Annotated in this window: 25 protein-coding genes; 11 read left to right on the forward strand and 14 right to left on the reverse strand. The window is 59.4% G+C overall.

Annotation, left to right across the window (positions count from 1 at the left end; translation table 11 throughout):
* Positions 1–390: 390 nt before the first annotated feature.
* Positions 391–1,098 (reverse strand): tellurite resistance TerB family protein, encoded by a 708-nt coding sequence (locus tag GIW79_RS10200; protein ID WP_054897107.1) that lies wholly within the window; start codon positions 1,096–1,098, stop codon positions 391–393.
* Between the two features lie 304 nt (positions 1,099–1,402).
* On the opposite strand from GIW79_RS10200, the gene GIW79_RS10205 reads away from it, so the two are divergent.
* Entirely contained in the window at positions 1,403–3,028 is a 1,626-nt protein-coding gene (locus tag GIW79_RS10205) for a glucan biosynthesis protein D (RefSeq protein ID WP_054897106.1), read from the forward strand.
* Positions 3,029–3,081: 53 nt separating this feature from the next.
* Here the strand turns inward: GIW79_RS10205 and GIW79_RS10210 are convergent, their stop codons facing one another.
* The 4 genes from GIW79_RS10210 to GIW79_RS10225 all read right to left on the reverse strand — a co-directional run bounded on the left by GIW79_RS10210 (position 3,082) and on the right by GIW79_RS10225 (position 7,246).
* The gene (locus GIW79_RS10210) at positions 3,082–3,267 is read right to left on the reverse strand and encodes a hypothetical protein (RefSeq protein ID WP_014717190.1); all 186 of its coding nucleotides are present in this window, start codon (positions 3,265–3,267) and stop codon (positions 3,082–3,084) included.
* A gap of 204 nt (positions 3,268–3,471) precedes the next feature.
* Positions 3,472–4,008 carry a GNAT family N-acetyltransferase gene (locus GIW79_RS10215; RefSeq protein WP_197900801.1) on the reverse strand — a complete coding sequence of 179 codons (537 nt, stop codon included), beginning with the start codon at positions 4,006–4,008 and terminating at the stop codon, positions 3,472–3,474.
* Between the two features lie 103 nt (positions 4,009–4,111).
* A complete protein-coding gene (locus tag GIW79_RS10220; protein WP_034126499.1) occupies positions 4,112–5,218 on the reverse strand; it encodes an NADH:flavin oxidoreductase/NADH oxidase in 1,107 nt (368 codons plus the stop codon).
* A gap of 126 nt (positions 5,219–5,344) precedes the next feature.
* The gene (locus GIW79_RS10225; protein WP_014717187.1) at positions 5,345–7,246 is read right to left on the reverse strand and encodes a potassium transporter Kup; all 1,902 of its coding nucleotides are present in this window, start codon (positions 7,244–7,246) and stop codon (positions 5,345–5,347) included.
* A gap of 414 nt (positions 7,247–7,660) precedes the next feature.
* Here GIW79_RS10225 and GIW79_RS10230 point away from each other — a divergent pair, with 414 nt between their 5' ends.
* The 7 genes from GIW79_RS10230 to tsaA all read left to right on the forward strand — a co-directional run bounded on the left by GIW79_RS10230 (position 7,661) and on the right by tsaA (position 12,556).
* Positions 7,661–7,984: a type II toxin-antitoxin system RelE/ParE family toxin gene (locus GIW79_RS10230; protein ID WP_054897104.1), complete on the forward strand. Its 324-nt coding sequence runs from the start codon at positions 7,661–7,663 to the stop codon at positions 7,982–7,984.
* A complete protein-coding gene (locus GIW79_RS10235) occupies positions 7,981–8,316 on the forward strand; it encodes an addiction module antidote protein (protein WP_060764521.1) in 336 nt (111 codons plus the stop codon). Before GIW79_RS10230 ends, GIW79_RS10235 begins: the two co-directional genes overlap by 4 nt.
* Positions 8,317–8,497: 181 nt before the next feature.
* On the forward strand, positions 8,498–9,838 hold the full coding sequence (gene rimO, locus GIW79_RS10240; RefSeq protein WP_003231334.1) for a 30S ribosomal protein S12 methylthiotransferase RimO: 1,341 nt from the start codon (positions 8,498–8,500) through the stop codon (positions 9,836–9,838).
* Positions 9,839–9,938: 100 nt separating this feature from the next.
* Positions 9,939–10,409, forward strand: coding sequence for a GNAT family N-acetyltransferase (locus GIW79_RS10245; protein WP_072447648.1), 471 nt, complete (start codon positions 9,939–9,941; stop codon positions 10,407–10,409).
* A gap of 207 nt (positions 10,410–10,616) precedes the next feature.
* The gene (locus tag GIW79_RS10250; RefSeq protein WP_014717183.1) at positions 10,617–11,327 is read left to right on the forward strand and encodes an rRNA pseudouridine synthase; all 711 of its coding nucleotides are present in this window, start codon (positions 10,617–10,619) and stop codon (positions 11,325–11,327) included.
* Between the two features lie 68 nt (positions 11,328–11,395).
* The gene (locus GIW79_RS10255; RefSeq protein ID WP_005785469.1) at positions 11,396–11,857 is read left to right on the forward strand and encodes a DUF1456 family protein; all 462 of its coding nucleotides are present in this window, start codon (positions 11,396–11,398) and stop codon (positions 11,855–11,857) included.
* 3 nt (positions 11,858–11,860) lie between these two features.
* Entirely contained in the window at positions 11,861–12,556 is a 696-nt protein-coding gene (gene tsaA / locus GIW79_RS10260) for a tRNA (N6-threonylcarbamoyladenosine(37)-N6)-methyltransferase TrmO (protein ID WP_054897101.1), read from the forward strand.
* A gap of 181 nt (positions 12,557–12,737) precedes the next feature.
* Here tsaA and fpr read toward each other — a convergent pair whose 3' ends face one another.
* A complete protein-coding gene (gene fpr, locus GIW79_RS10265) occupies positions 12,738–13,517 on the reverse strand; it encodes a ferredoxin-NADP reductase (protein WP_003189055.1) in 780 nt (259 codons plus the stop codon).
* Between the two features lie 125 nt (positions 13,518–13,642).
* On the opposite strand from fpr, the gene GIW79_RS10270 reads away from it, so the two are divergent.
* On the forward strand, positions 13,643–14,569 hold the full coding sequence (locus GIW79_RS10270) for a LysR family transcriptional regulator (protein WP_003189054.1): 927 nt from the start codon (positions 13,643–13,645) through the stop codon (positions 14,567–14,569).
* A 3-nt stretch (positions 14,570–14,572) separates the two neighbouring features.
* On the opposite strand, the gene GIW79_RS10275 is transcribed toward GIW79_RS10270, so the two are convergent.
* The 3 genes from GIW79_RS10275 to GIW79_RS10285 all read right to left on the reverse strand — a co-directional run bounded on the left by GIW79_RS10275 (position 14,573) and on the right by GIW79_RS10285 (position 16,632).
* Positions 14,573–14,935 carry a diacylglycerol kinase gene (locus GIW79_RS10275; RefSeq protein WP_003189051.1) on the reverse strand — a complete coding sequence of 121 codons (363 nt, stop codon included), beginning with the start codon at positions 14,933–14,935 and terminating at the stop codon, positions 14,573–14,575.
* Positions 14,936–15,010: 75 nt separating this feature from the next.
* Entirely contained in the window at positions 15,011–15,661 is a 651-nt protein-coding gene (gene erdR / locus GIW79_RS10280) for a response regulator transcription factor ErdR (RefSeq protein ID WP_003189050.1), read from the reverse strand.
* Between the two features lie 251 nt (positions 15,662–15,912).
* Positions 15,913–16,632: a tRNA-uridine aminocarboxypropyltransferase gene (locus GIW79_RS10285; RefSeq protein WP_072447646.1), complete on the reverse strand. Its 720-nt coding sequence runs from the start codon at positions 16,630–16,632 to the stop codon at positions 15,913–15,915.
* 178 nt (positions 16,633–16,810) lie between these two features.
* Here GIW79_RS10285 and GIW79_RS10290 point away from each other — a divergent pair, with 178 nt between their 5' ends.
* Together GIW79_RS10290 and GIW79_RS10295 are read left to right on the forward strand one after the other, a co-directional pair.
* A complete protein-coding gene (locus GIW79_RS10290) occupies positions 16,811–17,245 on the forward strand; it encodes a PA3611 family quorum-sensing-regulated virulence factor (protein ID WP_034126491.1) in 435 nt (144 codons plus the stop codon).
* A 294-nt stretch (positions 17,246–17,539) separates the two neighbouring features.
* Positions 17,540–18,652 (forward strand): TIGR00730 family Rossman fold protein, encoded by a 1,113-nt coding sequence (locus tag GIW79_RS10295; protein ID WP_236453144.1) that lies wholly within the window; start codon positions 17,540–17,542, stop codon positions 18,650–18,652.
* A 58-nt stretch (positions 18,653–18,710) separates the two neighbouring features.
* On the opposite strand, the gene recX is transcribed toward GIW79_RS10295, so the two are convergent.
* The 5 genes from recX to GIW79_RS10320 form a co-directional block, all read right to left on the reverse strand.
* Positions 18,711–19,178 (reverse strand): recombination regulator RecX, encoded by a 468-nt coding sequence (gene recX, locus GIW79_RS10300; RefSeq protein ID WP_034126489.1) that lies wholly within the window; start codon positions 19,176–19,178, stop codon positions 18,711–18,713.
* Between the two features lie 8 nt (positions 19,179–19,186).
* On the reverse strand, positions 19,187–20,245 hold the full coding sequence (recA, locus tag GIW79_RS10305; RefSeq protein WP_014717176.1) for a recombinase RecA: 1,059 nt from the start codon (positions 20,243–20,245) through the stop codon (positions 19,187–19,189).
* Between the two features lie 83 nt (positions 20,246–20,328).
* Positions 20,329–20,829: a CinA family protein gene (locus tag GIW79_RS10310; RefSeq protein WP_236453149.1), complete on the reverse strand. Its 501-nt coding sequence runs from the start codon at positions 20,827–20,829 to the stop codon at positions 20,329–20,331.
* 81 nt (positions 20,830–20,910) lie between these two features.
* Positions 20,911–21,405, reverse strand: coding sequence for a lysis system i-spanin subunit Rz (locus tag GIW79_RS10315; protein ID WP_034126487.1), 495 nt, complete (start codon positions 21,403–21,405; stop codon positions 20,911–20,913).
* Positions 21,393–21,950, reverse strand: a complete 558-nt coding sequence (locus tag GIW79_RS10320; protein WP_197900806.1) for a glycoside hydrolase family 19 protein — start codon at positions 21,948–21,950, stop codon at positions 21,393–21,395. The genes GIW79_RS10315 and GIW79_RS10320 overlap by 13 nt, the downstream gene beginning before the upstream one ends.
* Between the last annotated feature and the right edge of the window lie 10 nt (positions 21,951–21,960).

A 21,960-nucleotide genomic window follows, 5' to 3' on the forward strand; every position in this document is an offset into this window, starting at 1 on the left:
ACTTTTGAAAAGCGCAAAAGTAAGCAAAACGCTCTTGCCCCACCACTCGGCACCTCGCCCAGGCTCGGTGTGCCCGTAATCCGCCAGTGATTTGGGGGGCCGCCGCCACGCGCCATCCATGGCGCGGGGCGGCTAAACCGGCATCCCTGCCGGTTTACCCCCCAAATCCCTGTCGAATTCCGGCCAGCGTGGTTTAACGGGGCGCCTGAGATCAAGATCACAAGCAGATCAAAAGCAAGATCAAGAGCGGCTCGCTTCGCATCGTGGTTACGGTGTTGGTGCCTATGCCGCGATGGCGTGAGTCAGTCAGTCAGTCAGAAATAGAGTGACTGGCCCACCGCATTCGCGGGCAAGCCCGCTCCCACAGGTTTGACTGGCGTGTGGCCCTATTTATGCGTTTAGCCGTACTTGTTTTTCCAGCTCAAGCTTCAAGCCTGGTTCAAGTTTCAGTTGGCGTGCCAGTTCGTCCAGGTAGGCTTTTTCCATGAAGTTTTCTTCGTCCACCAGCATCACGCTGGCGATGTACATTTCGGCGGCCATTTCCGGGGTGCTGGCGGCGCGGGCAACGTCGGTTGGGTCCAGGGGCTTGTTGAGTTCGGCGTGCAGCCAGTGTTGCAGCTCGTGGTCGTTGTCCAGCTTGGTAAATTCGCCTTCGATCAAGGCGCGCTCGCGCTCATCCACATGCCCATCAGCCTTGGCCGCGGCCACCAGTGCCTTGAGAATGCCCTGGCTGTGTTGCTCCACCTGGTCAGCCGGCAGGCGGTCGATGGTTTGCGGCTCGCCTTGGGGCGCGCTGGCCTGCTGGGCTTGCCAGTTGCCGTAAGCCTTGTAGGCAATCACACCCAGTGCGGCCAAGCCGCCGTAGGTGAGCGCCTTGCCGCCGAATTTGCGGGCTTTCTTATTGCCCAGCAGCAAGCCCATGGCCCCCGCCGCCAGGGCGCCGCCGCCGGCACCGCCGAGCATGCTGCCGAGCCCGCCACCGCTGAGCAAGCCGCCGAGGGCGCCCTTGTCATTGGATTTGCGTTGGCCGCCGGCCTTGTTTTGCAACATGTCCTGGCCAGACTTGAGCAACTGATCGAGCAATCCACGGGTATTCATTCGTAGCCTCCAGACACTTGGGTTCGTAGGACCAATAGGCCTCCAGCGTAAAACTAAGTGCCAAAAAGCCGCGATCTAGAGTGCTTCCAGATGTAACGTCCTCCTGCGATGCTGGAAATGTCTTGTTGCACATGCAACGCCATCATCCCGCCATCAATCAATTTGCCTTGTTCATCGAACCGCTTAAGCTATCCGGCGTCTGTTTATTGTCCGTTGCGTTTGGCCGAAGGCATGTCCGAACCGTTATTTCTGATCCGATACGTGCCAGGAACGGCGCGGGATTTGCTCACGATAGGTTGTCTCTATGCACCGCAGGAATTTGCTCAAAGCATCCATGGCCATTGCGGCTTACACCGGTTTGTCGGCCAGTGGCCTGCTGGCCGCGCAGGCCTGGGCCGGGAATCGGGCTGCCGATGGCAAGGCCGTGGCGTTCGATTTCGAATCGCTCAAGGCCCAGGCCAAGCAATTGGCCACCCGTGGCTACCAGGACACTAAGCAGGTGCTGCCGCCGACCCTGGCCACCATGACCCCGCAGAATTTCAACGCCATCGGCTATGACCGTAACCATTCGCTGTGGAAGGAGTTGAACGGCCAACTGGACGTGCAGTTCTTCCACGTCGGCATGGGCTTCAAGACGCCGGTGCGTATGCACAGCGTCGACCCAAAGACCCGTGAAGCCCGCGAAGTGCATTTTCGCCCTTCACTGTTCAACTATGAAAAAACCACGGTGGACACCCAGCAACTGACCGGGGACCTGGGTTTCTCCGGCTTCAAGCTGTTCAAGGCGCCGGAGTTGGACCGCCATGACGTGCTGTCGTTTCTCGGCGCCAGCTACTTCCGTGCGGTGGATTCCACCGGCCAGTACGGCCTCTCGGCGCGTGGCCTGGCGATTGATACCTACGCGAAAAAACGCGAGGAATTCCCCGATTTCACGCAGTTCTGGTTCGAAACTCCGGACAAGAACGCCACGCGCTTTGTGGTCTACGCCCTGCTCGACTCGCCAAGCGCCACCGGCGCCTACCGCTTCGATATCGACTGCCAGGCCAACCAAGTGGTGATGGCGATCGACGCGCACATCAATGCGCGCACCGCCATCGAGCAACTGGGCATCGCGCCCATGACCAGTATGTTCAGCTGCGGCACCCATGAGCGCCGCATGTGCGACACCATCCACCCGCAAATCCACGACTCGGACCGCCTGGCCATGTGGCGCGGCAACGGCGAGTGGATCTGCCGGCCCCTGAACAACCCGGCCAAGCTGCAATTCAACGCGTTCGCCGACACCAACCCCAAAGGCTTCGGCCTGGTGCAGACCGACCATGAGTTCGCCAGCTACCAGGACACCGTCGACTGGTACAGCAAACGCCCAAGCCTGTGGGTTGAACCGACCACGGCCTGGGGCGAAGGCTCCATCGACTTGCTGGAAATCCCCACCACTGGCGAAACCCTGGACAATATCGTGGCCTTCTGGACCCCGAAAAAGCCCGTGGCCGCGGGTGATTCGCTCAACTACGGCTACAAGCTGTACTGGAGCGCACTGCCGCCGGTGAGCACGCCGCTGGCACAGGTCGACGCGACCCGTTCGGGCATGGGCGGCTTTACCGAAGGCTGGGCACCCGGCGAGCATTATCCGAAGGTATGGGCGCGGCGTTTCGCCGTAGACTTCAAGGGCGGTGGCCTGGATCGCCTGCCAGCGGGCACCGGCATCGAGCCGGTGGTGACTTGTTCCCATGGTGAGGTGAAGGATTTCAGCGTGCTGGTGCTGGATAACATCAAGGGCTATCGCATCCTGTTCGACTGGTACCCCACCAGCGACAGCGTGGAACCCGTCGAATTGCGCCTGTTTATACGAACCCAGGACCGCACCCTGAGTGAAACCTGGCTGTATCAGTACTTCCCGCCAGCACCGGAGCAGCGCAAGTACACCTGAAACTAACCGCCTGATCATTCCCACGCCGCAGCGTGGGAATGATCACAGGTGGCTTAGAACCGCGACACGCTTTTCATCGCACCAATCAGATACCGCATCGCCACCTGATCGCTCTCGGTCAGCGCCCGGTATTGCACCAGCAACTCCATCTCATCTGAACTCAACCTTCGACCCCGCAAGGACATCCGACGGCTCAGAAAAGACGCCACCGCACCCGCTACGCCATAGGACTTGGCCATGGACCGCTACTCCTGATATCAGTCAAACACTCCTGGTGCCCATTTCCAAACTCCCGGGAAGCGCAACGGCTTCGCGGACCAACCGCCTGTCTCCCTGGGCCAGGAGTCGGGCTTACCCTTAGCGTAGAAACTATCTCATCATTCGTGGGATTTTTTTAGAGTATTAACTTAAAAAATAACGGCGGTAATAAAAACCTACAGCCATTACTCACGCAGGGGTCGATACAGGTGAATGTCTAGCGGTTCTTGCGCATAAAGCTCAGCGTGGGGTTGCTGCAACAGACGGCAACCATGGCGCAGGTAAAAGTCCACAGTGTTACGCGACTCCGTCGCCGAGATATAGAGCGCTTGGGCCCCCACTTGCCGGCCGTGCTCGCAAGCCAGCGCCAACAACCGCCCGCCCAGGCCAGAACCGCGGGCACTGTGGCTGACATGCAGGAATTTCAGCTGCCGCATCAGCAGGCCCTGGTGATGGAACGGCCGATTGTCCACCACCACTGCGGCAACCAGCACCTGGCCGTCGAATACGCCCCATAACCACCCGCCGCGCTGGAGGCAGGCACGCAGCGCCACCGCATCCTGTTCAGCCTCGCCTTCGGGCCAGCCGTGCATGTCATGATGTGTGGCATACAACACCAGTTCGCCGCAGTCCATGCGATAGCACGCCGGGATCAGCTCCGTACGATCGATGGTTGCCAGCAAAGGGATATCGTCTTCGGTTAACGCGCGTTCCACCAGCATAAGCTTCTCCTGCTTAACAACCGCCAAGGATCAGCCTTCCTATAAACGCGAGCAAGAAAAAACCCACCGTATCAGGGTGGGTTTGGCACAGAGGTAAGTAGGGTCAATCCCGCAGATCCGACTCATGGATCGGCTGGTCCCGATGGGTTGCCCGCTGGTACTGCGCCGGCCAGATGGCTTTGCGTCCGCCCAGGTCATCGTCGGCATGCAACGGCCAGTACGGGTCGCGCAGCAGTTCACGGGCCAGAAAAATAATGTCAGCCTGGCAGGTACGCAGGATGTGCTCGGCCTGGGCCGGTTCGGTAATCATGCCGACCGTGCCGGTGGCGATGCCCGATTCCTTTCGCACGCGCTCGGCGAAGCGCGTCTGGTAGCCGGGGCCGGTGGGAATCTCGGCATTGGCGGCGGTACCACCGGACGACACGTCGATCAGATCCACCCCGAGGTCTTTCAGGCGGCGCGCCAATTCCACGGTCTCATCCGGGTTCCAGCCGTCTTCCACCCAATCGGTGGCCGACACGCGTACAAACAGCGGCAACTCCTCAGGCCACACGGCGCGCACGGCCTTGGTGACTTCCAGCACCAGGCGAATGCGGTTTTCGAAGGAGCCGCCGTAGTGGTCCTGACGCTGGTTGCTGATCGGCGAGAGAAACTGGTGCAGCAGGTACCCGTGGGCGGCATGGATTTCCACCACCTCAAAGCCTGCGGTCAAGGCGCGCCTGGCGGCGGCGACAAAGTCGGCGATTACTTGCTGGATCTGTGCTTCGTCCAGTGGCTTGGGCTGGGTGTGATTGGGGTCAAAGGCAATCGGCGAGGGCCCCACCGGCACCCAGCCGCCCTCCTCCGGCTTGACGCTGCCGTGTTTGCCGATCCATGGCCGGTGGGTGCTGGCCTTGCGCCCGGCGTGGGCCAATTGAATACCCGCCACCGCGCCCTGGGCCGCGATAAAACGGGTGATGCGCCGCAATGGTTCGATCTGGGTGTCGTTCCACAGGCCCAGGTCCTGGGCGGTGATACGGCCATCGGCGGTCACCGCCGTGGCCTCGGTAAAAATCAGCCCGGCGCCACCTACGGCCCGGCTGCCGAGGTGCACCAGGTGCCAGTCATTGGCCAGGCCATCGTCGCTGGAGTATTGGCACATGGGTGAAACCGCGATGCGGTTTAGCAGGGTCAATTGGCGCAGGGTATAAGGTTCGAGCAGCTGACTCATGGCGCACCTCTTCTGGGTTCTGTGGGCACTGTTCAACAGTGCATAGAGCCTAGTCGACAACCATCGTTTGCACAGGGTTCAGAAAGGAAAGCGGGAGCCGATTGCCGACTCCCGGTAGGCAGCGCCTTACATCTCGACCTGGGTGCCCAGCTCGATCACACGGTTGACCGGCAGTTTGAAGAACCGCAGGTTGCCGTTGGCGTTTTTCAACATGAAGGCAAACAACACTTCACGCCAACGGGCCATGCCTTTGATGCGCGAGGCAATTACCGTTTCACGGCTGAGGAAGTAGGTGGTGCGCATCGGGCTGAAGTCCAGGTCATCCAGATGGCACAGTTTCAGCGCTTCAGGCACGTCCGGTTCATCGGTGAACCCGAAGTGCAGGATCACCCGGAAGAAGCCTTCGCCATAGGCATCCACCTCGAAGCGTCGCGCCGCAGGCACCCGTGGAATGTCTTCGTAGACCACGGTCAACAGCACCACCTGCTCATGCAGCACCTGGTTATGCAGCAGGTTGTGCAACAGCGCATGGGGCACGGCGTCGGGCCGCGCGGTGAGGAACACCGCCGTGCCCTGAACGCGATGGGGCGGCTGTACGCGGATACTGCTGATAAAGATCGGCAACGGCAGGCCACCCTCGTCGAGACGGCCGACCAGCAATTGCTTGCCGCGCTTCCAGGTGGTCATCAGCACGAACAGCACGATCCCCGCCAGTACCGGGAAGGCGCCGCCCTGGAGGATCTTCGGCGCGTTGGCGGCGAAGAACAGGCCATCCACCAACAGGCAGCAGAGCAACAGCGGCACGGCCAGCACCGGTGGCCATTTCCACAGCAGCAGCATCACCGCTGATACCAGGATGGTGGTCATCAGCATGGTGCCGGTCACCGCCACACCGTAGGCCGAGGCCAGAGCGCCGGAGGATTCGAAACCCAGCACCAGCAGGATCACGCCGACCATCAACGACCAGTTCACTGCACCGATGTAGATCTGGCCCTGTTCGGCACTGGAGGTGTGCTGGATATGCATGCGCGGGATGTAACCCAGCTGGATTGCCTGGCGGGTCAACGAGAACGCGCCGGAAATCACCGCCTGGGAAGCAATCACCGTGGCCATGGTGGACAAGCCCACCAACGGGACCAGTGCCCAGCTCGGCGCCAGCAGGTAGAACGGGTTGCGCGCCGCTTCCGGATCGCCCAGCAGCATCGCGCCCTGGCCAAAATAGTTCAGCACCAGCGCCGGCAGCACCAGCAGGAACCAGGCGCGGGCGATGGGTTTGCGGCCGAAGTGGCCCATGTCGGCGTACAACGCTTCAGCGCCGGTCAATGCCAGCACCACCGCGCCGAGGATCGCCACGCCAATACCGGGGTGAACCATGAAGAAGCGCACGCCCCATGCCGGATTCAGCGCATTGAGCACTTCGGGCTGCTGCAGGATGCCGTACACCCCCAGGCCGCCCAATACCAGGAACCAGGTAACCATCACAGGGCCAAACAGCTTGCCGATGCGGTCGGTGCCGTGTTTCTGGATCAGGAACAGCGCCACCAGCACCACCAGGGCAATGGGCACTACCCATTTTTCCAGGCCGTCGAACGCCAGTTCCAAGCCTTCGATGGCCGACAACACCGAAATTGCCGGGGTGATCATACTGTCGCCGTAGAACAACGCCGCGCCACACAGGCCACACACCACCAGGAAACTGCGCAATTTCGTGTGCTTCCCGGCAGCTCGCCGGGCCAACGCGGTGAGGGCCATGATGCCGCCCTCGCCCTGGTTGTCGGCACGCAGCACGAACAATACGTACTTGATCGACACCACCCAGATCAGCGACCAGAAGATCAGCGCCAGGATCCCCAAGACACCGTCATGGTTGACCTGCACCCCATAACCGCCGTTGAACACCTCTTTAAGGGTGTAGAGCGGGCTGGTCCCGATATCACCATAAACCACCCCGACCGCCGCCACCAGCATGCCAATCGGCTTGGCTTTTGAATGCTCGGCACCTGCTGCCTGACTACTTGCCTGACCCATCAACCACTCCTGCCCTTTGACCTGAGGTCTTTTATAAACAGCGCTTCTAAGCTGACCCTAGCATGCGCTGTTTTACTTCTCGTAACAGACGTTTTATTGACCCAAGGGCTTTACCCGTGCGCAACGGCGCGAAGCATAGCGCAGCACTCGTCGTATTTCCCCGTTCAAGTGAACGGGGTGTCGTTTTAGGCAATCAGTCATAGCGGGCACAGCAGCACTTTGGCGCCTTTTTGCCTGCATTGATCACATTTACGGCCAACCGTATATTCCTGGCCCGGCTCAGTCGTGCTGCGTGGGTGGTGTGAGCAGGAGCGCCTTGGCCGGATTACCTGATCAGTCATTCGTGCATTCGCATGGCGCGCAGTCGATATAAAAACTCAACTATCGGACTGTCTCTTTTAAGGTACACTCCTCATGTACGAAGTGAAACACGTACTGTCAATCAACGGCGTGGATATCTACCAGGCTTGGCTGGATACAGTGCAGGACACGCGTTCGAAAGCAAGAATCACCACCAGAGTGGATGGGGCGTCCCTTGGTCACTTTGGCGTTACCGAGCCAGTGGGTGATGGGGTCTTTGAGATGAAGCTCGACTTCGGCCCGGGGTTTCGCGTGTATTACGCAGTCCAGGATCGAAAAATCATTTTTCTATTGGGCGGTGGTTCGAAGGCCAGACAGCAGAACGATATCGATCAGGCCAAGGCTCTCTGGAAATCTTACAAGGTGCAGCAAAAATGACCATTCGTACCCGCCCGCACGAAGATAGCGTTCTGGAAATGCTTCGCAACGACGAGGCATTTGCCCTCGAATATTTGTCTGTCGCGCTTGAGGAAATAGATGAAGCCGGTGGCGAGGACGCTTTCCTTGTTGCTGTCCGTCGAGTGGCGGAAGCCCGTGGTGGGATGCTCAGCTTGTCGCAGAACACAGGACTCAATCGAGCAAACCTTTACAGGTCCATCGGCGTCGGCGGCGATCCTAAGCTCTCTACTTTGCTCAAAGTCCTCCAGGCGTTAGGTGTGGGCATGTCTAAAGTGGTATCGCACCGAACAGAACAAGACGTCCAGGCTTAAGCGCGCGCCAGTAGCTATGGGGATTACCCGGCGCAGCACTCGTCGCATTTCCCTGCATAAAGCTGGTCAAGTGCGCTGCCCGTCGATAGAATTGCGCACTTTTTGATCAGAGGCGCACCAAGCGCCCATCCGTTGCCTTGTCGTGCACGACCGGCAGCGTCATTCAATACCGAGGTTAGACATGTCCACCACCATCGCAAAAGCCAACCCCAAGGTTGGCTTTGTTTCCCTGGGTTGCCCGAAGGCGCTTGTCGACTCCGAGCGCATCCTCACGCAATTGCGTATGGAAGGCTACGACGTCGTGTCCACTTACCAGGACGCCGATGTGGTGGTGGTCAACACCTGCGGCTTCATCGACTCGGCCAAGGCCGAATCGCTGGAAGTGATCGGCGAAGCCATCAAGGAAAACGGCAAGGTCATCGTGACCGGTTGCATGGGGGTGGAAGAAGGCAATATCCGCAACGTGCACCCGAGCGTGCTGGCCGTGACCGGCCCGCAGCAGTACGAGCAGGTGGTCAACGCCGTGCACGAAGTGGTGCCGCCACGTCAGGACCACAACCCGCTGATCGACCTGGTGCCGCCCCAGGGCATCAAGCTGACCCCGCGTCACTACGCGTACCTGAAGATTTCTGAAGGCTGCAACCACAGCTGCAGCTTCTGCATCATCCCGTCGATGCGCGGCAAACTGGTAAGCCGCCCGGTGGGTGATGTGCTCGACGAGGCCCAGCGCCTGGTCAAGTCCGGCGTCAAGGAGCTGCTGGTGATCTCCCAGGACACCAGCGCCTACGGCGTCGATGTGAAATACCGCACCGGTTTCTGGAACGGCGCGCCGGTGAAAACCCGCATGACCGAGCTGTGCGAAGCCCTCAGCAGCCTGGGCGTGTGGGTGCGCCTGCACTATGTTTACCCGTACCCGCACGTGGACGAATTGATCCCGTTGATGGCCGCCGGCAAGATCCTGCCGTACCTGGACATCCCGTTCCAGCACGCCAGCCCGAAAGTGCTCAAGGCGATGAAACGCCCGGCGTTCGAAGACAAGACCCTGGCACGCATCAAGAACTGGCGCGAAATCTGCCCGGAGCTGATCATCCGCTCCACCTTCATCGTCGGTTTCCCCGGCGAGACAGAGGAAGACTTCCAGTACCTGTTGGACTGGCTGACCGAAGCGCAGCTAGACCGCGTCGGTTGCTTCCAGTACTCGCCGGTGGAAGGTGCACCGGCCAACCTGCTGGACTTGGCCGTGGTACCGGACGACGTCAAGCAAGACCGTTGGGAGCGCTTCATGGCGCACCAGCAGGCCATCAGCTCGGCACGCCTGCAACTGCGCATCGGCAAGGAAATCGAAGTGCTGATCGATGAAGTCGACGAGCAAGGCGCGGTAGGTCGTTGCTTCTTCGACGCCCCAGAAATCGACGGTAACGTATTTATCGACGATGCCAGCGGCCTGAAGCCGGGTGACAAAGTCTGGTGCACCGTGACCGACGCCGACGAGTACGACTTGTGGGCTGAAAAGCGCGACTGATCGCACGGTGATAAAAAAGCCTCGCCTCTGAGAAGATGCGGGGCTTTTTTAGGTCTATCGTATTGTCCATCAACCCCGAATACAGCAAGGGACAGCGGGCATGCGTCAGCATTCGGTGATTCACACACCTAAAACCAGCGACTACGCACGCCTGGTGCAGATCTGGGAGGACTCGGTACGCGCCACCCACGACTTCCTCCCGGACAGCTATATCGACATGTTGAAAAACCTGGTGCTGAGCCGCTATCTCGATGCGGTCATGCTGATCTGCACCAAGGACGTGCGCCAGCACATTACCGGCTTCGCCGGGGTGTCGGCGGGCAAGGTGGAAATGCTGTTTATCGACCCGCGCTACCGTGGCCAGGGGCTGGGCCGGCAATTGCTGGGCTACGCGATCGAACACATGAACGCCGATGAACTGGACGTCAACGAACAGAACCCCCAGGCCCTGGGTTTTTACCTCAAGCAAGGCTTCGAGGTGATCGGGCGAACGGACCATGATGGGCTTGGGCAGCCTTATCCGTTGTTGCACCTGCGTCTGCGCCAGCAGCAACAGGCCCGTAATGCCTGAACTGTGGGAGCTGGCTTGCCTGCGAAGGCGTCGGGTCAGTCTACCCATCCGGTGCTGGTATACCGCCATCGCAGGCAAGCCAGCTCCCACATTTAACCCGTGTTGTGTCAGTTAAGTAATTGTTATGGCCCATGTGCTGAAATGGGGCCGGGATTAACCGGCGCCAGGCAGGTACAATAGTGGCCCCCTTTTGTTACGGCCCTTGTCATGACTGACCCCATACGCCTCTCCAAACGCCTTATCGAACTGGTCGGTTGCTCCCGTCGGGAGGCTGAGTTGTTTATCGAAGGCGGCTGGGTCTCGGTGGACGGCGAAGTGATCGACGAGCCGCAGTTCAAGGTCACTGACGAGAAGGTCGAGCTGGACCCGGAAGCTAAAGCCACCGCGCCAGAGCCGGTGACCATCCTGATGCACGCCCCCGCAGGCATGGATGCTGAAACCGCCATGGCCTCGATCAGCGCCGAAACCCTTTCTGAAGAGCACCGCTTCGGCAAGCGCCCGCTCAAGGGGCACTTTCTGCGCCTGAGCGCCAGCGCCGACCTGCAAGCCAAGGCCAGTGGCCTGCTAGTGTTCACCCAAGACTGGAAGATTCTGCGCAAGTTGACCGCCGATGCCGCCAAGATCGAGCAGGAATACGTGGTGGAAGTCGAAGGCGACATGGTTGCCCACGGCCTTAACCGCTTGAACCACGGCCTGACCTACAAAGGCAAAGAGCTGCCTGCCGTCAAAGCCAGCTGGCAGAACGAGAACCGCCTGCGCTTTGCGATGAAAAACCCGCAACCCGGCGTGATCGCGCTGTTCTGCGAAGCCGTTGGCCTGAAAGTCATCGCCATCCGCCGCATCCGCATCGGCGGCGTGTCCATTGGCAAGGTGCCAGTCGGCCAATGGCGTTACCTGTCCGGCAAAGAAAAGTTTTAAGCCGTTCCCTTTTCCCGACACCGCCTGATTCCGGCGGTGTCATCAGTTGAATACCAGGATTGCCCATCATGATTCACAACGACGTACTGCGCAGCGTGCGCTACATGCTCGACATCAGCGACAACAAGATGGTCGAGATCATCAAGCTCGGCGGCATGGACGTGACCAAGGAAGACCTGCTGACCTACCTCAAGAAAGATGAGGAAGAAGGCTTCGTGTTCTGCCCGGATGAAGTCATGGCTCACTTCCTCGATGGCTTGGTGATTTTCAAGCGCGGCAAGGACGAAAGCCGCCCGCCGCAGCCGATCGAAACCCCGGTGACCAACAACATCATCCTGAAAAAGCTGCGCGTGGCCTTCGAACTGAAGGAAGACGACATGCATGCAATCCTCAAGGCGGCGGAGTTCCCGGTGTCCAAGCCAGAGCTGAGCGCGCTGTTCCGCAAGTTTGGTCATACCAACTACCGCACCTGTGGCGATCAGTTGCTGCGCAACTTCCTCAAGGGCCTGACCTTGCGGGTCCGTGCCTAAGCCATGAGTTACCAGGTCTCGCCCGTCGGCTTCGTACGCTCCTGTTTCAAGGAGAAGTTCGCCATCCCGCGCCAACCGCAACTGGCACCGGCTGCCCGTGGCGTGCTGGAGCTGGTGGCGCCGTTCGACCAGGGTGAGGCGGTGCAGGGGCTGGAGCAGGTCAGCCATGTGTGGCTGCTGTTTCTGTTTCATCAGGCCCTGGAAGACAAGCCACGCCTGAAAGTGCGCCCGCCACGCCTGGGCGGCAATACGTCCATGGGCGTGTTTGCCACCCGCGCAACCCATCGCCCCAATGGCATCGGCCAGTCGGTGGTGAAGCTGGACAAGGTGGAACCGGGGCGCCTGTGGATTTCCGGCATAGATTTGCTCGATGGCACGCCGGTGTTGGATATCAAGCCGTATGTGCCTTATGCCGATATCGTGGATGCCGCCACCAACGACATCGCCAGCGATGCGCCCGCGCTGATCGGCGTGCAATGGCTCAAGGCTGCACTGCAACAGGCGCAAGGCCATGCACAGCGCCTTGGTGAACCGTTGGTGGAGCTGATTGAACAGTGCCTGGCACAGGACCCGCGGCCGGCGTATCAGATTCCGACGTCGGAACGCGAATACGGTGTGCGGTTCTGGGATGTGGATGTGCGCTGGCACTACCCGGAGCCGGGGATGATTTGTGTGCTGGAAGTGGTTTCGGCGCAGTAAATCGCAGAAACGCAAAAGCCCGCGCTGCCTTCACAGGCAAGGCGGGCTTTTCTTTGCAACGCATTCGACTGTAGGAGCGAGCTTGCTCGCGAAAAACGAGCAGGCACCGCGTTCAGTCAAGATGCCAGCGTTATCGTTGGCGTTCTTCGCGAGCAAGCTCGCTCCTACAAGTGACCCGAAGTCACTTCTCGACGAACGCACGCTCGATCAGGTAGTCACCCGGCTCACGCATCCGTGGCGAAACCTTGAGGCCAAAGCTGTTCAACACTTCGCTGGTCTCGTCCAACATGCTTGGGCTGCCGCACAGCATGGCGCGGTCGTCCTCGGGATTGATTGGCGGCAGGCCGATGTCGCTGAACAGCTTGCCGCTGCGCATCAGGTCGGTCAGGCGGCCTTCGTTTTCGAACGGCTCGCGGGTCACGGTCGGGTAGTAGATCAACTTGTCACGCAGGGCCTCACCGAAGAACTCGTTCTGCGGCAGGTGCTCGGTGATGAATTCGCGGTAGGCGACTTCGTTGACGTAGCGCACGCCGTGGCACAGGATCACTTTTTCGAAACGCTCATAGGTCTCCGGGTCCTGGATCACGCTCATGAATGGAGCGAGGCCAGTACCGGTGCTGAGCAGGTACAGGTGTTTGCCCGGCTTCAAATCGTCAAGCACCAGAGTGCCCGTCGGTTTTTTGCTGATGATGATCTCGTCGCCTTCCTTCAAATGCTGCAATTGGGAAGTCAGCGGGCCATCGGGCACCTTGATGCTGAAGAACTCCAGATGCTCTTCCCAGTTCGGGCTGGCAATGGAGTAAGCGCGCATGAGCGGGCGGCCGTTGGGTTGTTGCAGGCCGATCATCACGAACTGACCGTTCTCGAAGCGCAGGCCCGGATCGCGGGTGCACTTGAAGCTGAACAGAGTGTCGTTCCAGTGATGAACACTGAGGACACGCTCGTGGTTCATGTTGCTCATGTACGGGGGACTCCTGGAAATGGGTCTGCGCCAAAGGTATGGATGCGCAATTGCACAGCATTCTAATGGCGGCGACAATATCTGTTAACTGGATTATTAAGATAAGGGTTATCGGTTATATCGATATGCGATTTACTCTCCGTCAACTGCAAGTTTTCGTCGCCGTCGCCCAGCAGGAAAGCGTCTCGCGCGCTGCTGGCCTTCTGGCCTTATCTCAATCCGCCGCCAGCACCTCGATTACCGAGCTGGAGCGTCAATCCAGCTGCCAATTATTCGACCGCGCCGGCAAACGCCTGAGCCTCAACGCCCTCGGTCACCAGCTGTTACCCCAGGCCGTGGCATTGCTGGACCAAGCCAAGGAGATCGAAGACCTGCTCAACGGCAAGTCCGGCTTCGGTTCCCTGGCGGTCGGCGCCACGCTGACCATCGGCAATTACCTGGCGACGCTGCTGATTGGCAGCTTTATGCAGCAGCATCCCGAGAGCCAGGTGAAACTGCATGTGCAGAACACTGCGCATATCGTGCATCAGGTGGCGCACTACGAAATTGACCTGGGTCTAATCGAAGGCGACTGCAGCCACCCGGATATCGAGGTGCAGACGTGGGTAGAAGATGAGCTGGTGGTGTTCTGTGCGCCCCAGCATCATTTGGCCAAGCGTGGCGTGGCCACCATGGACGAGTTGACCCACGAAGCGTGGATCCTGCGAGAACAAGGCTCGGGCACGCGCCTGACCTTCGACCAGGCTATGCGTCACCACCGTAGCGCACTGAATATCCGCCTGGAGTTGGAACACACCGAGGCAATCAAGCGAGCTGTGGAGTCAGGCTTGGGGATTGGCTGCATTTCGCGGCTGGCGCTGCGTGATGCCTTCCGCCGTGGCAGCCTGGTGCCGGTAGAAACCCCGGACCTGGACCTGGCCCGGCAGTTCTACTTCATCTGGCACAAGCAGAAGTACCAGACCTCGGCGATGCGCGAGTTTCTCGAACTATGCCGCGCTTTCACCGCTGGGGTGCAGCGCAGCGACGAGATCGTACTGCCGAGTATCGCGTGATACTCAGATCAGGATCACCGCCCATACCAGGGTGATCATGGTCAGTGCCACGAATTGCGCGGCGCTGCCCATGTCCTTGGCGTTTTTTGACAGCGGGTGGCGGTCCAGGGAAATACGGTCAATGGCCGCTTCTACCGCTGAGTTGAGCAATTCGACGATCAGCGCCAACAAACACACTGCAATCAGCAGCGCCCGTTCAACCCGGCTGACCTGCAGGAAAAAGCTCAAGGGGATCAGGATGACGTTCAGCAACACCAACTGGCGGAATGCCGCCTCGCCAGTGAAAGCCGCACGCAGGCCATCCAGGGAATAGCCCCCTGCGTTGAAGATACGTTTGATACCGGTTTGACCCTTGAAAGGCGACATAGATGTAGGCAACTGAACCAAAGAAGTGGGGAAGCTAGATCACGCAAAGTCAAAAAAGCGTGAAGCGGCTGTAACTTAATGTTGCGAGATTGACTCAAGTTGCTGCAAAAGCAACGCCGCCTGAGTGCGCGTACGCACGCCCAACTTACGGAAAATCGCCGTAACGTGGGCCTTGATGGTCGCTTCCGACACACTCAACTCGTAGGCAATCTGCTTGTTCAACAAACCTTCGCAAACCATGGTCAATACCCGGAACTGCTGGGGCGTCAAGCTGGCCAGTCCATCGCGGGCAGCCTTGGCTTCGTCGGACACATTGATTTCTTCAAACGCCTGGGGTGGCCAGGACACATCGCCGTCCAACACCGTGCGCACGGCTTTCTGGATATCTTCCATCGCGCTGGACTTGGGAATGAAACCGCTGGCGCCAAACTCCTTGGAGCGCACCACCACGTCGGCTTCTTCCTGGGCCGACACCATCACCACGGGGATCTGCGGGTATTGGCCACGCAGCAGCACCAGCCCTGAAAAACCGTAGGCGCCCGGCATGTTCAGGTCGAGCAACACCAGGTCCCAGTCGGATTTTTCAGTCAGGCGGGCTTCCAGTTCGGCAATGCTGGCTACTTCGACCAAACGTACATCGGGGCCAAGGCCCAGGGTTACGGCCTGATGCAGTGCGCTGCGAAACAGCGGGTGGTCATCGGCAATCAGGATTTCGTATGTGGCCATTGGTTAAATGATCCTGTTTTTTATGGGAGCCCTGATGGGTTCAGGGTTCACCAATACACGAGGCGACGGCCGGGCAGCGATCGCCACAGGGCCCGCTCAACGTCAAAAACACATGAAACGACGTCGATAATTCACGGTTGCGCCCAATCGGCGCACAGCATGCCCAGCGTAGCCTGGAGGGTCAAGCACTACGCCCGTGGGGATTTTAGCGGGTTGCGGGCTTACAGTGCCATCATGCAAACGTCGTCTGGCTATACCGCCGGGATGTAGGGTGCAAGGCGGGTATGCACGGTGTCTGCCGCATCCAGTGGCAGTTGGAACTTGGCAGCCAGGTAATGGGTGCTGAACACATCGAGGTAGGCATCCAGCACTTCGCTGGCGGCCAGGTCCTCGGCCAGTTCCAGGCATAGCGCCGCCACCTCGGCCGTGCAGAAATGGTCATCGCGCTTGGAGCGCCGTAGCTTGTAACGCGACAACTGCTCGGGCGCCAGGCTCAGCACCGGCAAATGTTCCAGATAGGGACTTTTGCGAAACATCTTGCGCGCTTCGCTCCAGGTGCCGTCCAGCAGGATGAACAGTGGGCGCTTGCCCTCCTCCACGCGCACTTCACTGACCACCCGTTGCGGCGCCACGAATTCACCGGGAAATACGATGTAGGGTTGCCACTGCGGGTCGGCCAGCAACCTGAGCAACTCGGGGTCGACTTCGGTACGCGACCAGGCGAATGCGGTGGTGTCGTGTATGACATCGGCGATCAGCCAGCCCGTGTTACTGGGCTTCATCGGTTCAACGTCATGCATCAATAGGCACATGGCGGACTTGGCTTTTACCTGAGGCCGCCAGGCACACAGGCAGTACTCAGGAATGACCCGACAGCCGGGACAGCGCTCAGCACGGGAACCCCGATTGAGAAACGGCCTGACGGCACGCGCCAGACGCTGGGTACGCAAACGGGAGACGGCGTGACTCATCGGGCACGCGGCGCAGTAGAAGAAATCGACACGGAACAAACTCGTGAAAAACAGAAGTCCCGCAGTTTACCAGCGATACGCCTGGCTGTAGTGGCAAGGGCTCACCTATAATTGCGCGCCACTGAACGCACAGCCCAGTGGCTGGTCTATGCACCAGTAACCGAATCAGGAGAGTTTCATGCTGCGTTCCATGCTGCGCCTTGTTGCCCCATCCGTCGCCCTTGCGCTGGTCTTGCCTATGGGCGCCCACGCGGCCTCGCTGCTGGAGGCTCAAATGAACAAGAAGCTGCAAAGCGTCGCGGCCGAAAGCAACAAGGACCTGCCCCGGGAAATCGATGAAAAAACCCTGGAAGTCGCCTACACCGTTGAAGGGATGCAACTGATCGATCACCTCAGCGTGCTGCCTGACCGTGCCGAACAGATGCGCGCCAACCCCAAGGCTGTGTATTTCCAGCTGGGCCGCAGTGTGTGCACCAACCCGGGCTACCGCGAGCTGATGGCCAAGGGCGCAGTGATGCGCTACGAAATTACCGAGAACAAGACCAATCGCCCGGTGGCTTCCGTCAAGTTCGCAGAGGCCGATTGCCCGGCTCCGGCGAAAAAGAAAAAGTAACCTCTGCTTGACCCTCCCGCGCTGCTTCCCAGCGGCGCGCACGCTTCCTCTGCGTTTGCCACCAACGACTAAACTGCGTAATGAACCCCCAATAAGCGGTTGCCAGCCAAGGGTTTTTCGGCCCATGATCAGTTCATCCCAGATGCCCGCCCACCACAGTTTTTAATGCTGTTCTGTCATATTTTCAGGACAAAAAAGGCCTGCCCTCCTGCGGCATGCCGCGACACAAGCAGTGTCGTGGCCCAGGCGACGTTCTCGTCGACTACCCAGGCCCTGTAAAGAAGGAGAAATTGAATGCCTTATGAATCGAATGATTTGCTGCTTCGTCATTTTGAAGAAAACGGGACCGACCTCACTCAGCAGGTCGACGCACAAATTCAGTTGATCGCCCCCAACAGCCCGAATATCCCTCTTTATCGAGACATGATCCTCACCGTCCTGCGCATGGCCCAAGACGACCGTGATCGCTGGAACGCCAAGATCACCCTGCGTGCCATCCGCGAACTGGACCATGCCTTTCGGGTGCTCGAACAATTCAAGGGCCGGCGCAAAGTCACGGTATTCGGCTCGGCGCGTACGCCAGTGGAAAGCCCGCTGTATGCGCTGGCCCGAGAGGTGGGTGCGGCGTTGGCACGTTCCGACCTGATGGTCATCACCGGTGGCGGTGGCGGGATCATGGCCGCAGCCCACGAAGGCGCGGGCCTGGAGCACAGCCTGGGGTTCAATATCACCCTGCCCTTTGAACAGCATGCCAACCCAACCATTGATGGCACCGACAACCTGCTGTCATTCCACTTCTTCTTTACCCGTAAGCTGTTCTTCGTCAAAGAAGCCGACGCGCTGGTGTTGTGCCCTGGCGGCTTCGGCACCCTCGACGAGGCATTGGAAGTGCTGACCCTGATCCAGACCGGCAAGAGCCCGCTGGTGCCGGTAGTGCTACTGGATGCGCCGGGCGGTGGATTCTGGCAAGGCGCCCTGAATTTCATCCGCAGCCAGCTGGAAGCCAATCGCTACATCCTGCCCACCGACCTCAAACTGGTCCGCCTGGTCTACAGCGCCGAAGAGGCGGTGGACGAAATCAACCAGTTCTACGCCAACTTCCACTCCACCCGTTGGCTTAAGCGTGAGTTTGTGGTGCGCATGAATCATCCCCTGAGTGACCGCGCCCTGGCCCATATGCAGCAAGCGTTTGCCAGCCTGCGGCTCAGTGGCGAGTTCCAGCAACTCGCCTATACGGGCGAAGACCATGACGAACCGAGGTTCAGCCATTTGACGCGTTTGGTGTTCAATTTCAACGGTCGCGATCAGGGGCGATTGCGGGAGTTGGTGGATTACATCAACCTGCCGGAGAACTGGGCACAGGCCCAGGGCAAGGCACAGCAACGGATGACACCAGAAACAGCGTGATTTTTTGCAGGCAAAACAAAAGGCCCACTATTTTCATAGTGGGCCTTTTGTTTTTTGCTCAGTCGTCCATATCCCGACCGCTCAATAAACGGCTGATCATGTCCATCGAAAACCCGCGATAACTCAAGAAGCGACCTTGCTTCGCACGCTCCTTGGCATCAATAGGAAGATGCCCAGCAAACTTGCGACGCCAGGTTTCCTCCAACTGCGACTGCCAACTGATACCGCACTCACGTAGCGCAAGGTCAATATCGGCACGTTGCAGTCCACGCTGGCTCAACTCTTCGCGAATCCGCGCAGGTCCATAACCGGAGCGTGCGCGGTAAGACACAAAGCTTTCGAGGTAACGGGCTTCCGACAACAGCCCTTCTTCCGTCAACCGGTCGAGGGCTGTTTCGATCATCTCAGGCTCTGCGCCGCGCTGACGCAACTTACGTGTCAGCTCGACTCGACCATGCTCGCGGCGAGCGAGCAGGTCCATTGCAGTGCGCCGAACGGCGACGAGTGTATCCAGTACAACAGTCATCGTTTGCTTCAGACGTCAGTATCGGCTTCTTCCATTTCATCTACCGGCTCGCGGTTGGCAGCCGCTTTCACGTCCGGCGCTGCGGTCAACAGCTTGTCGCGGATCTGCTTCTCAAGCGTGGCAGCGATATCCGGGTTATCCGCCAGGAACTTGGCCGAGTTGGCCTTGCCCTGACCGATCTTGCTGCCGTTGTAGGCATACCAGGCACCGGACTTCTCGACGAAACCGTGCAGTACGCCCAGGTCGATCATCTCGCCGTTCAGGTAGATACCCTTACCGTAGAGAATCTGGAACTCAGCCTGACGGAATGGCGGCGCCACTTTGTTCTTCACGACCTTGACGCGGGTTTCGCTACCAACAACCTCGTCACCTTCCTTCACCGCGCCAGTACGGCGGATATCCAGACGGACCGAAGCGTAGAACTTCAGCGCGTTACCACCGGTGGTGGTTTCCGGGCTGCCGAACATCACGCCGATCTTCATACGGATCTGGTTGATGAAGATCACCAGGCAGTTGGCGTTCTTGATGTTACCGGTAATTTTACGCAGCGCCTGGGACATCAGGCGGGCTTGCAGGCCCACGTGCATGTCGCCCATTTCGCCTTCGATTTCAGCCTTGGGTACCAGGGCAGCCACGGAGTCGACCACGATCACGTCGATGGCGTTGGAGCGCACCAGCATGTCGGTGATTTCCAGGGCTTGCTCGCCGGTGTCCGGCTGGGAAACCAGCAGGTCATCAACGTTGACGCCCAGCTTGCCGGCGTATTCAGGATCCAGGGCGTGCTCGGCGTCGACGAACGCACAGGTGGCGCCCATTTTCTGCGCCTGGGCAATCACCGACAGGGTCAGGGTGGTTTTACCGGAAGATTCAGGACCGTAGATTTCAACGATACGGCCTTTTGGCAGGCCGCCAATGCCGAGCGCGATGTCCAGACCCAGAGAGCCAGTGGAAATAGCCGGGATCGCCTGACGGTCGTGATCGCCCATACGCATTACGGCACCCTTGCCGAATTGACGTTCGATCTGACCCAGGGCCGCAGCCAAGGCTTTCTTCTTGTTGTCGTCCATTAAAGTCCTCACGTAATCAATAAGGCCTGACGGCCAACACCTGTATAAGTAGACAGTATTGTTCCACAAAGATCCGAGATCGCCTACCCCTGATTGTCTATTTCTGCTGCAGCTCGTCGCAACAAGCCCTCCAGCGCGGCTTTTACCGTTTGTCGGCGGACCTCGTCGCGGTTGCCGGTGAAGTGCGCAAGCTCAGCCGTCACCTCTTCGCCCACGGCAAAAGCCAGCCAAACGGTGCCCACCGGCTTGTCCGGCGAACCGCCATCGGGGCCGGCAACACCGCTGACCGCCACGGCAAACCGCGCCAGGCTTTTTTCCTGCGCGCCGCGGGCCATCGCCGCCACCACTTCCTGGCTGACGGCCCCGACTTTGGCGAACAGTTTTTCCGGCACATTCAACTGCCGGGTCTTCTGTCGGTTGGAATAAGTGACATAGCCCGCCTCGAACCAGGCCGAACTGCCCGGGATCCGCGTGATGGCTTCGGCGATGCCGCCGCCGGTACAGGACTCGGCAGTGGTGACGTGGGCACTGAGCACCTGCAAACGGCGCCCCAGTTCGGCAGCCAGTTGAGTGATTTCCTTCACGGTCGTCTCCAGGAATGGGCGGGGGTTTGCCTACCCTACAGGAGCCCATCGACCATGCAAGGTACAGAGTGCATCAAGACGCTAATGCGCGACGGCCTGCACGTAGGCCTGGCAAGCACGCAAGGCGATCAGGGCGTTATCGCCGTCGTCGGTGATGCGGATAATTCGCTGAGCATGCGCCGGGTCAAGTCGGGCTCGCGAGGTTGCATGAACCACGCCGCCGGGGCTGGGGGCGGCAGGCACTGTGCAGCCAGTGGTGACGGTGGCGAGAAGGACTGACAGCCGCACATCAGCAGTGGCCAGGCGATCGCGCAGAGCCGCTTGATTACGCAGGGCATCGTTCAATTCCTGAATGTGTTGGTGATCGCTAGTAGAGATTTGCTGTTCAAGGGCCAGGCGTTTGGCCTGTTCAGCCTGTTGTTGCTGAAGAATTGCCTGGCTTTGTTGGCTGAGCGCCTGTGTATGTCGGACCGATTGCAGCTCCAACTGCGCCCCGTATCGCCACGCCTGCACCTGCCAAACAAGCGCCATGAGCAGGCACACACCGACCAAGCGAAACGCACCTAGGAAACGCATAGCACCGCCTTCGCTCGCACCCACAACCGCAAACGATCGTCCAGACCGTTGAGCCCACCATTGATACGGCGAGTGATGGTGGTGAACTGGTCTTTGTCGGCGAGCTCATTGAGGCCGTTGCTTTGCCAGAACCAGGCGGCGGATTCGCAGGCCCACTGTGGCTGCTCCAGCAATTTTGGGTGTCGCAGCAGACGATCGTCACCAAACAGAGCTTGGCTGCACGCCATGTAATTACGGCGCCCGGTGATCTGGATCAGCCCCCTGCCCCGATACATTTGCCCATCACCGTCGGCCTCAGGGGTGTTGCCCAGCCGCGCGGCCAAGCTGCCGGTGTCGTACTTGCTCAGGTATTGATCGCTACCCAATTCGCGCACGTACTGTAACTGGGCAGACTCGTGACCGATTTGGGCGAGGAAGGCGGCGACGCGACGGGCCGTATTGATCTGATGCCCCGCAAAGGCCGCATTTAGAAAGGTTAAAAAAATGCCCGCGCGAAGGCGGGCTCCAGGCATTACACCCAGAAGCTGAGCATGTGTGATTACCATGGGTTTTACT

Origin of the sequence: Pseudomonas sp. PA-7-1E (assembly GCF_021605325.1) — a bacterium.
Taxonomy (GTDB): Bacteria; Pseudomonadota; Gammaproteobacteria; order Pseudomonadales; family Pseudomonadaceae; genus Aquipseudomonas; species Aquipseudomonas fluorescens_BV.

Bases quoted from the DNA above. Each gene is read 5' to 3' on its own strand.
- GIW79_RS10200 (WP_054897107.1), bottom strand. From the start codon at position 1,098: ATGAATACCCGTGGATTGCTCGATCAGTTGCTCAAGTCTGGCCAGGAC.
- GIW79_RS10205 (WP_054897106.1), top strand. From the start codon at position 1,403: ATGCACCGCAGGAATTTGCTCAAAGCATCCATGGCCATTGCGGCTTAC.
- GIW79_RS10210 (WP_014717190.1), bottom strand. From the start codon at position 3,267: ATGGCCAAGTCCTATGGCGTAGCGGGTGCGGTGGCGTCTTTTCTGAGC.
- GIW79_RS10215 (WP_197900801.1), bottom strand. From the start codon at position 4,008: ATGCTGGTGGAACGCGCGTTAACCGAAGACGATATCCCTTTGCTGGCA.
- GIW79_RS10220 (WP_034126499.1), bottom strand. From the start codon at position 5,218: ATGAGTCAGCTGCTCGAACCTTATACCCTGCGCCAATTGACCCTGCTA.
- GIW79_RS10225 (WP_014717187.1), bottom strand. From the start codon at position 7,246: ATGGGTCAGGCAAGTAGTCAGGCAGCAGGTGCCGAGCATTCAAAAGCC.
- GIW79_RS10230 (WP_054897104.1), top strand. From the start codon at position 7,661: ATGTACGAAGTGAAACACGTACTGTCAATCAACGGCGTGGATATCTAC.
- GIW79_RS10235 (WP_060764521.1), top strand. From the start codon at position 7,981: ATGACCATTCGTACCCGCCCGCACGAAGATAGCGTTCTGGAAATGCTT.
- rimO (WP_003231334.1), top strand. From the start codon at position 8,498: ATGTCCACCACCATCGCAAAAGCCAACCCCAAGGTTGGCTTTGTTTCC.
- GIW79_RS10245 (WP_072447648.1), top strand. From the start codon at position 9,939: ATGCGTCAGCATTCGGTGATTCACACACCTAAAACCAGCGACTACGCA.
- GIW79_RS10250 (WP_014717183.1), top strand. From the start codon at position 10,617: ATGACTGACCCCATACGCCTCTCCAAACGCCTTATCGAACTGGTCGGT.
- GIW79_RS10255 (WP_005785469.1), top strand. From the start codon at position 11,396: ATGATTCACAACGACGTACTGCGCAGCGTGCGCTACATGCTCGACATC.
- tsaA (WP_054897101.1), top strand. From the start codon at position 11,861: ATGAGTTACCAGGTCTCGCCCGTCGGCTTCGTACGCTCCTGTTTCAAG.
- fpr (WP_003189055.1), bottom strand. From the start codon at position 13,517: ATGAGCAACATGAACCACGAGCGTGTCCTCAGTGTTCATCACTGGAAC.
- GIW79_RS10270 (WP_003189054.1), top strand. From the start codon at position 13,643: ATGCGATTTACTCTCCGTCAACTGCAAGTTTTCGTCGCCGTCGCCCAG.
- GIW79_RS10275 (WP_003189051.1), bottom strand. From the start codon at position 14,935: ATGTCGCCTTTCAAGGGTCAAACCGGTATCAAACGTATCTTCAACGCA.
- erdR (WP_003189050.1), bottom strand. From the start codon at position 15,661: ATGGCCACATACGAAATCCTGATTGCCGATGACCACCCGCTGTTTCGC.
- GIW79_RS10285 (WP_072447646.1), bottom strand. From the start codon at position 16,632: ATGAGTCACGCCGTCTCCCGTTTGCGTACCCAGCGTCTGGCGCGTGCC.
- GIW79_RS10290 (WP_034126491.1), top strand. From the start codon at position 16,811: ATGCTGCGTTCCATGCTGCGCCTTGTTGCCCCATCCGTCGCCCTTGCG.
- GIW79_RS10295 (WP_236453144.1), top strand. From the start codon at position 17,540: ATGCCTTATGAATCGAATGATTTGCTGCTTCGTCATTTTGAAGAAAAC.
- recX (WP_034126489.1), bottom strand. From the start codon at position 19,178: ATGACTGTTGTACTGGATACACTCGTCGCCGTTCGGCGCACTGCAATG.
- recA (WP_014717176.1), bottom strand. From the start codon at position 20,245: ATGGACGACAACAAGAAGAAAGCCTTGGCTGCGGCCCTGGGTCAGATC.
- GIW79_RS10315 (WP_034126487.1), bottom strand. From the start codon at position 21,405: ATGCGTTTCCTAGGTGCGTTTCGCTTGGTCGGTGTGTGCCTGCTCATG.
- GIW79_RS10320 (WP_197900806.1), bottom strand. From the start codon at position 21,950: ATGGTAATCACACATGCTCAGCTTCTGGGTGTAATGCCTGGAGCCCGC.